The sequence below is a fragment of the Kitasatospora sp. NPDC059817 genome, assembly GCF_042731835.1.
Classification (GTDB): Bacteria; Actinomycetota; Actinomycetes; order Streptomycetales; family Streptomycetaceae; genus Kitasatospora.
The window spans coordinates 4,671-11,232 of sequence record NZ_JBHWIR010000219.1 but is presented as its reverse complement, the minus strand read 5'-3'; the positions used below and the strand labels follow the sequence as shown (position 1 = coordinate 11,232).

Below are 6,562 nucleotides of genomic sequence, written 5' to 3'. Positions count from 1 at the left end.
GACCATGCGCCCCCCGCCGCCCACTCACCCGGTGATCGTCCCGGCGCGCCCCCCGCCCCGGGGGGGGCGCGGCGGCGCCCGGCCGCGCGCCCGGCCGCGCCCGGTGCCGCCGGCCTGCTCCTCGGCGGCGCCGGGGTGCTGGCGGCCGGCCGGCACGGCGCCCTGGGGCCCGGCTGACGAGGCGGAGCGCTGGGCGGGCGGCTGGGCGCCCGCCGGTGCGCCGGCGGCCGGCTGCTGGTCCTGGGACGGCTGCCGCCCGGCCTCGCCGGTGCGCTGGGTGTCCTGGGCGTCCTCGGCGCCTTCGGCGCCGTCCGTGCCGTGGACGGTCCGCGCGGTCTCCGCTCTGGCTGCGTCGGCGGCCGGACGCGGCGCGAGGGAGGGCGACAGCGCCATCCCGCCGGTGGTCCGGAACAGCTCGTCGGCCCCCGGGAGACTCACTCGGCGGGGCGGCACCGGTCGAGCACCTCCCTGGCGAGCTGGCGGTAGGCGGCGGCACCGACCGAGTTGGTCGCGTACGTGGTGATGGGCTCGCCGGCGACGGTGGTCTCCGGGAAGCGCACGGTCCGCCCGATGACGGTGTGGAAGACGTGCTCGCCGAACGCCTCGACGACGCGCGCCAGCACCTCGCGGCTGTGCACGGTGCGCGAGTCGTACATGGTCGCGAGGATGCCGTCCAGGCGCAGCTCGGGGTTGAGCCGCTCGCACACCTTCTCGATGGTCTCGGTCAGCAGTGCGACGCCGCGCAGCGCGAAGAACTCGCACTCCAGCGGGACGATGACGCTGTGAGCGGCGGTCAGCGCATTGACCGTCAGCAGGCCCAGCGAGGGCTGGCAGTCGATGATGACGAAGTCGTAGTCGGGCAGCAGCGGCTTCAGCGCGCGGGCCAGCGCGGACTCCCGGGCCACCTCGCTGACCAGCTGCACCTCGGCGGCGGAGAGGTCGATGTTGGACGGCAGCAGGTCCATGCCCGGCACGGCCGTCTTGAGCAGCACTTCATCGGCCGTCAGGCCCCGCTCCATGAGCAGGTTGTAGACGGTGACGTCGAGCTCCATCGGGTTGACGCCGAGGCCGACCGAGAGAGCGCCCTGCGGGTCGAAGTCGACGAGCAGTACCCGGCGGCCGTACTCGGCCAGCGCGGCGCCCAGGTTGATGGTCGACGTGGTCTTGCCGACGCCGCCCTTCTGGTTGCACATGGCGATGATCTGCGCGGGGCCGTGCTCGGCGACCGGGGCGGGGATCGGGAAGTACGGCAGCGGGCGGCCGGTCGGGCCGACCCGCTCGCGGCGCTGGCGCGCGGCGTCGGGGGCCAGCGTGGCGGCGTACTCCGGGTCCGGCTCGTACTCGGCGTCCGGGTCGTCGTAGGCACCGTAGGCGAACTCGCCGTAGGCCAGGCCGTAGGCCGCCAAGTCGGCGTCGTGATCGGTCACCGTGGTCACCTGCGCTGTGTTCTGGCGTGCTTCGAAGGTACGGAGTGCGACCGAGCCGACCTCGGCCGAGCCCACGGAGGGCTGCCGGGCCCCGGGCTCCTCACTCGGCTGGCCGGCGGTGCGCTCCGCCAGTCCTGGCTGACCACCCCCGGGAGCAAATGTCGACTCATTCACAAGTCGTCTTACCTCCTTGGGCATCCAGGACTCTATGTCGATTCGTCAGCGTGGCAGCATGCCGACGGTTTGCGACTCTAGGCCGTTCAAGGCGTTCGCAGCAACACAATCCACGGTAGTGGGCCGGATGTGTCGACTATCGGGCGGGCCGATGTCAAGGGATGAGTAGGCCGTTGACCCTAACGTTTCTGCGGTGGGGTGACACGACCGACAGAAATTGACGACAGAGCGACCCGCCCGCTCAACCACCCGTTCACGGGCACGGCGAAGCCCCCGGCCCGAGGGGATCGGGTCGGGGGCGAACGACCGCCGGGCGGCCTACCGGATCACTGGATCGCCAGATCAGCGGATCGCCGGATCAGCAGATCACTGGATCACCGGATCAGGCGAGCACGCTCTCCAGCGAGACCGACTCCAGGCCGAAGGCCTCGGCCACGGCCGGGAAGGTGATCTGGCCCTCGTGCACGTTCAGGCCCTTGGCGAGCGCCGGGTCACGGCGCAGCGCCTCCTTCCAACCGCGGTTGGCCAGCTCGACGACGTACGGCATCGTCGCGTTGGTCAGCGCGTAGGTGGAGGTGTTCGGGACGGCGCCCGGCATGTTGGCCACGCAGTAGAAGACCGAGTTGTGGACCTGGAAGGTCGGCTCGGCGTGCGTGGTGGCGTGCGAGTCCTCGAAGCAGCCGCCCTGGTCGATGGCGATGTCGACGAGCACGGAGCCCGGCTTCATGCGGGAGACCAGCTCGTTGGTGACGAGCTTCGGGGCCTTGGCGCCCGGGATCAGCACCGCGCCGATGACCAGGTCGGCCTCGATGACGGCCTTCTCCAGCTCGAAGGTGTTGGAGACGATGGCCTTGATCTTCGTGCCGAAGATGCGGTCGGCCTCGCGCAGCTTGTTGATGTCGCGGTCGAGCAGGGTCACGTCGTAGCCCATGCCGATGGCGATGGTGGCCGCGTGCCAGCCGGAGACGCCACCGCCGATGACGACGGCCTTGGCCGGGTGGGTGCCGGGCACGCCACCGGGCAGCACGCCGCGGCCGCCGGCCGGGCGCATCAGGTGGTACGAGCCGACCTGCGGGGCGAGACGGCCCGCGACCTCGGACATCGGGGCGAGCAGCGGCAGCGCGCCGTTGCCGAGCTGCACGGTCTCGTACGCGATGGCGGTGGTGCCCGAGGCGATCAGCGCGTCGGTGCCGGCGCGGTCGGCCGCCAGGTGCAGGTACGTGAAGAGGGTCTGGCCCTTGCGCAGCCGGTGGTACTCGGAGGCGATGGGCTCCTTGACCTTCAGCAGCAGGTCGGCCGTGGCCCACACCTCGTCGGCGGTGGGGAGGATGGTGGCGCCGGCGGCCACGTACTCCTCGTTGGGGATCGAGGAGCCGACACCGGCGTTGTCCTCGATGTAGACCGAGTGTCCGTTGCGGACCAGCTCATGCACGCCGGCGGGCGTGATGGCCACGCGGTACTCGTGGTTCTTGACCTCGCGGGGGATGCCGACCTTCACGGCTAAACACGTCCTCTTGCCATGGGGGTCCCTACCGGAGAAGACCGGCGGGCGACGCGCACGTGGGGAAGCCTCCGGGGCAGCCCGGGGCGGGGATCGCTGCGCGACTGAGTTCGAGTGTAATGAAGCCCAGTCGGCGTGTCAGCCTTCCAAAGTGAATAAATCTGCCGAACACATTGGCAGGTTCGTAGGCTTCCCTTGCGATCTTCCCACCAAAGGTGTGTTAACCGGGCATCTTCGACAATACCTCCGAAATACCCCTCACCACCCGGCGTCGACGCGTTCCCGCAGGTCCGCGAGGGCGGCCCCGACGGCCTCCCGGCCGCGCTCGTCGCCGAGCCTGCGCAGCACCGCCAGCGCGGCCCGGTACTCGCGGTCCGCCTCGTCGAAACGGCGCTGCGCGGTGTGCGCCTCGGCCACCCGGGCGAGCAGCCGGGCCTCGGCGGCGGGCTCCCCCATCGACTGCCGCAGGCCGAGCGCCCGCCCGTACCAGTCGGCGGCGCGCACCGCGTCGCCGAGCGCGCGGTGGCAGCCGGCGGCGCCCTCCAGGGCCCGGGCGCAGAGCGGTTCGTCCCCGGCCGTGCGGGCGTGCTCCAGGGCGGCCCGGTAGTGCGCGACGGCCTGCTCCCAGCGGCCCGCGGCGGCCTGCAGGTCGCCCAGGTTGAGCAGCGCGGCCGAGGCCCGGCGGGGTCTGCCGTGCCGCTCGGCGACGGTCAGCACCAGTTCGTGCAGCCGGTAGAGGTCGGCGGGGGCGGCGCCGGTGAGCGGCAGGGTCCGCAGCAGCGCGGTGACCAGCCGGCCCGCCGAGCCGTCCAGGTCGCCCTGGCCGATCGCGTCGGCCACCGCCCCGAGCAGCAGGTCCCGCTCGCCGAGCAGCCACTCCCGGGCGTGCGCCGCCGAGCCCAGCCGCAGGGCGGCGGGCAGCGGGTCCGGCCCGGGGCCGCCCGCCGGGTCCAGCAGGGCGCGGGCCGACTCGGTGAGCCGGACCAGCCGCTCCAGCAGCCGGGCCCGGGCGAGCTCGGTCTCGGCGGGCCGGTCCTCCTGCTCGCGCAGCCGGACCAGCCTCGGGTAGAGACGGCCGGGCACCCGGTAGCGCGGGCTGCCGTCGGCGGCCGGCGCCTCCTGGCCGAGCAGCTCCCGTTCGGCCAGTGCGGCGAGCGTCACAGCCGCCTCCGGTGCCGGGCAGCCGACCAGGGCGGAGGCGGTGCGCGGGTCGGCGGTCTGCGCCGGGGCCAGGGTGAGGGTGCGCAGCATCCGCGCCTGGGCGGCCGGGAGGGTGCCGTACAGCAGGGTGAACGCGCCGATCAGCGGGTCGCTGTCGGGGACGGGCACCGGCTCGGCCGGCTCCGGGCCGGGCTTCACCCAGGCCGCTTGGTCCCCGGCCGTCTCGGCGGCGGCGGGCTCCGGCGCCGGGCCCTCGGCCGGCTTCTCCCCCGACGGCGAGGGCGTCGCGGCCTTCCCGGCCTTCCCGGGCGTGGACGCCTGGGCAGCCTTCAGCCCTTGTACGGGCTTCGCGGCCTTCCCCGAGGTCGTGCCCTGTACGGGCTTCGCAGCCTTCCCCGACGCCGCCCCCGGTACCGGCTTCGCCGCCTTCCCGGGCGTCGACGCCTGGGCGGTCTTCGGCCCCTGGACGGGCTTCTCCGCCTTCTCCCCCTCCCCCTTCGGCGCCGCCGACCGCGCCGACTCCTCGCCCACCACCCGGGTGAGCTCGCGCGCCGCCTCGGTGACGGCCGCCTTCGGGTCGCCGCGCAGCCACCCGGCCATCAGCCGCAGGGCGGCCGGCCGGGCCGCGCAGGCCTCGGCCAGGTCGGCGCCGCCGACCGGGTCGCAGGAGATCCGGGTGCCGCCGACCAGATCGGCGAGCAGTTCGCCGGAGGCCTGCCGGTCGAGCCCGCCGAGGATCACCGGGTCGATGTCCTCGATGCCGGTGAGCGGCCCGGCGGTGGTGGCGAGCACCAGGCAGCCGGGTTCGTCGGCGAGCAGCGGCCACAGCTGCCCGGCGTCCCGGACGTCGTCCAGCACCAGCAGCACCCGGCGGCCCACGAGCGCCTCGCGCAGCGCGACGCAGGCGGGCTCGTCCCGCCCGTCCCCGGTGGCGCCGGGCAGCGGCACGGGGGCCTCGGGGTCGAGCTGCTCCAGCAGCAGCCGGGCGGCCCGGGCGGGCGTCACCCGGCCGCCGTCGGGGGCGGACAGGCGCGCGAAGAGCACGCCGTCGGGGTGGTCCGCGGCGGCGGTGCGGGCGAAGCGGACCGCCAGCGTGGTGCGGCCGGAGCCGGGGCGGCCGGCCAGCACCAGCACCGGGCTGCGGCCGGTGGCCGGGCGCGCGGCGGCCGCCCGCAGCGCGGCCAGCTCGGTGCGCCGCCCGACGAACAGTGCGGGCCCGGCCGGCAGCCGGTCGAGGCCCGGAACGGCCCCGACGGGCGCGTCGGGGCCGGGGTCCATCGTCGCCGTCTTCCTCGCCACCCGTGCCACTCCCGACGTCATCCGGCCTCAGCGGAGGCGGCCCGGGACGGGCGCCCTGTCTGCGAAGCGTAGTTCGACCGTCCGGCTCAGCCGAGGTGACATCCGGTCGTACGAACCGGTAAATCACCCTCGCGGATCAACAGCAGGGTGCTCAGGAGGCGTACGGGCCGTTCGCTCACCCCTCGAAGGGCCGGGCCGGCCAGGGCGAGTCCGCCGGGCGCAGCCCGTCCAGCCCGTCCGGTCCGGTGAGCGCGGCGTGCACGGCGAGCGTGCCGGTGATCAGGGTCGGGTTGTGCAGCCGCCCGGCGTGGATCAGCCGGATCAGGTCGGACACCGGAACCCAGGCGACCTCGATCTCCTGCTCCTCGCCCTGCGCCGCGTAGCGCTCGCCCTCGGCCTCCGCGAGGTCGGTGGCGAGGAACATCCGCAGCGCCTCGTCGGTGCCGCCGGGGGAGGTGTAGTAGTCGGCGAGGATGCGCCAGGTGTCGGCCTTGCAGTGCGCCTCCTCGTACAGCTCGCGCTGCGCGGCGTGCCACGGGTTCTCGCCGGGCACGTCGAGCAGGCCGGCGGGCAGCTCCCACAGGCGCTGGCGGACGGGGTGGCGGTACTGCCGCAGGACCAGCACCCGCTGCTTGGCGTCCAGGGCGAGCACGGAGACCGAGCCGGGGTGGGTCTGGTAGTCGCGGCGGGCCCAGCTGCCGTCGGGCATCCGGACCTCTTCGCTGCGCACGCCGGTGACCTTGCCCTGGAACGGCGTCCGGCTCTCCCGGACCTCCCACTCCTCGGCCACGTCGGCGATCCCCTGGTCGCGCTGCTCGTCCATCGCTCTCCCCTTTTCGTCAGTGCGACACAATCTAACGCCGGACGGGGGGGGCCCCGCCCCCGCGCGGCCGCCCCCCCCGCGCCGCACAACCACCAAAAACCCCCCGGCGGGGGGGGTTAAAGATCCGGGGGGGGCGCGCCCCCCGCGCCCCCCCGGGGCGGGGGCGGGGGGGGGGCG

At 74.5% G+C, this 6,562-nt stretch carries 5 protein-coding genes; all 5 read right to left on the bottom strand.

Annotated elements, in window-relative coordinates:
- Positions 1 to 24: 24 nt before the first annotated feature.
- Complete coding sequence (locus ACFV61_RS31045; protein ID WP_380495221.1) at positions 25 to 438, bottom strand: hypothetical protein; 414 nt, start codon at positions 436 to 438, stop codon at positions 25 to 27.
- Positions 435 to 1,502, bottom strand: coding sequence for a ParA family protein (locus ACFV61_RS31040; RefSeq protein WP_208869108.1), 1,068 nt, complete (start codon positions 1,500 to 1,502; stop codon positions 435 to 437). Before ACFV61_RS31040 ends, ACFV61_RS31045 begins: the two co-directional genes overlap by 4 nt.
- Before the next feature lie 481 nt (positions 1,503 to 1,983).
- On the bottom strand, positions 1,984 to 3,099 hold the full coding sequence (gene ald, locus ACFV61_RS31035; protein ID WP_063349655.1) for an alanine dehydrogenase: 1,116 nt from the start codon (positions 3,097 to 3,099) through the stop codon (positions 1,984 to 1,986).
- A 261-nt stretch (positions 3,100 to 3,360) separates the two neighbouring features.
- Complete coding sequence (locus tag ACFV61_RS31030; protein ID WP_380495219.1) at positions 3,361 to 5,562, bottom strand: AAA family ATPase; 2,202 nt, start codon at positions 5,560 to 5,562, stop codon at positions 3,361 to 3,363.
- Positions 5,563 to 5,737: 175 nt separating this feature from the next.
- Positions 5,738 to 6,385: an NUDIX hydrolase gene (locus ACFV61_RS31025; RefSeq protein WP_063349653.1), complete on the bottom strand. Its 648-nt coding sequence runs from the start codon at positions 6,383 to 6,385 to the stop codon at positions 5,738 to 5,740.
- Positions 6,386 to 6,562: the final 177 nt, after the last annotated feature.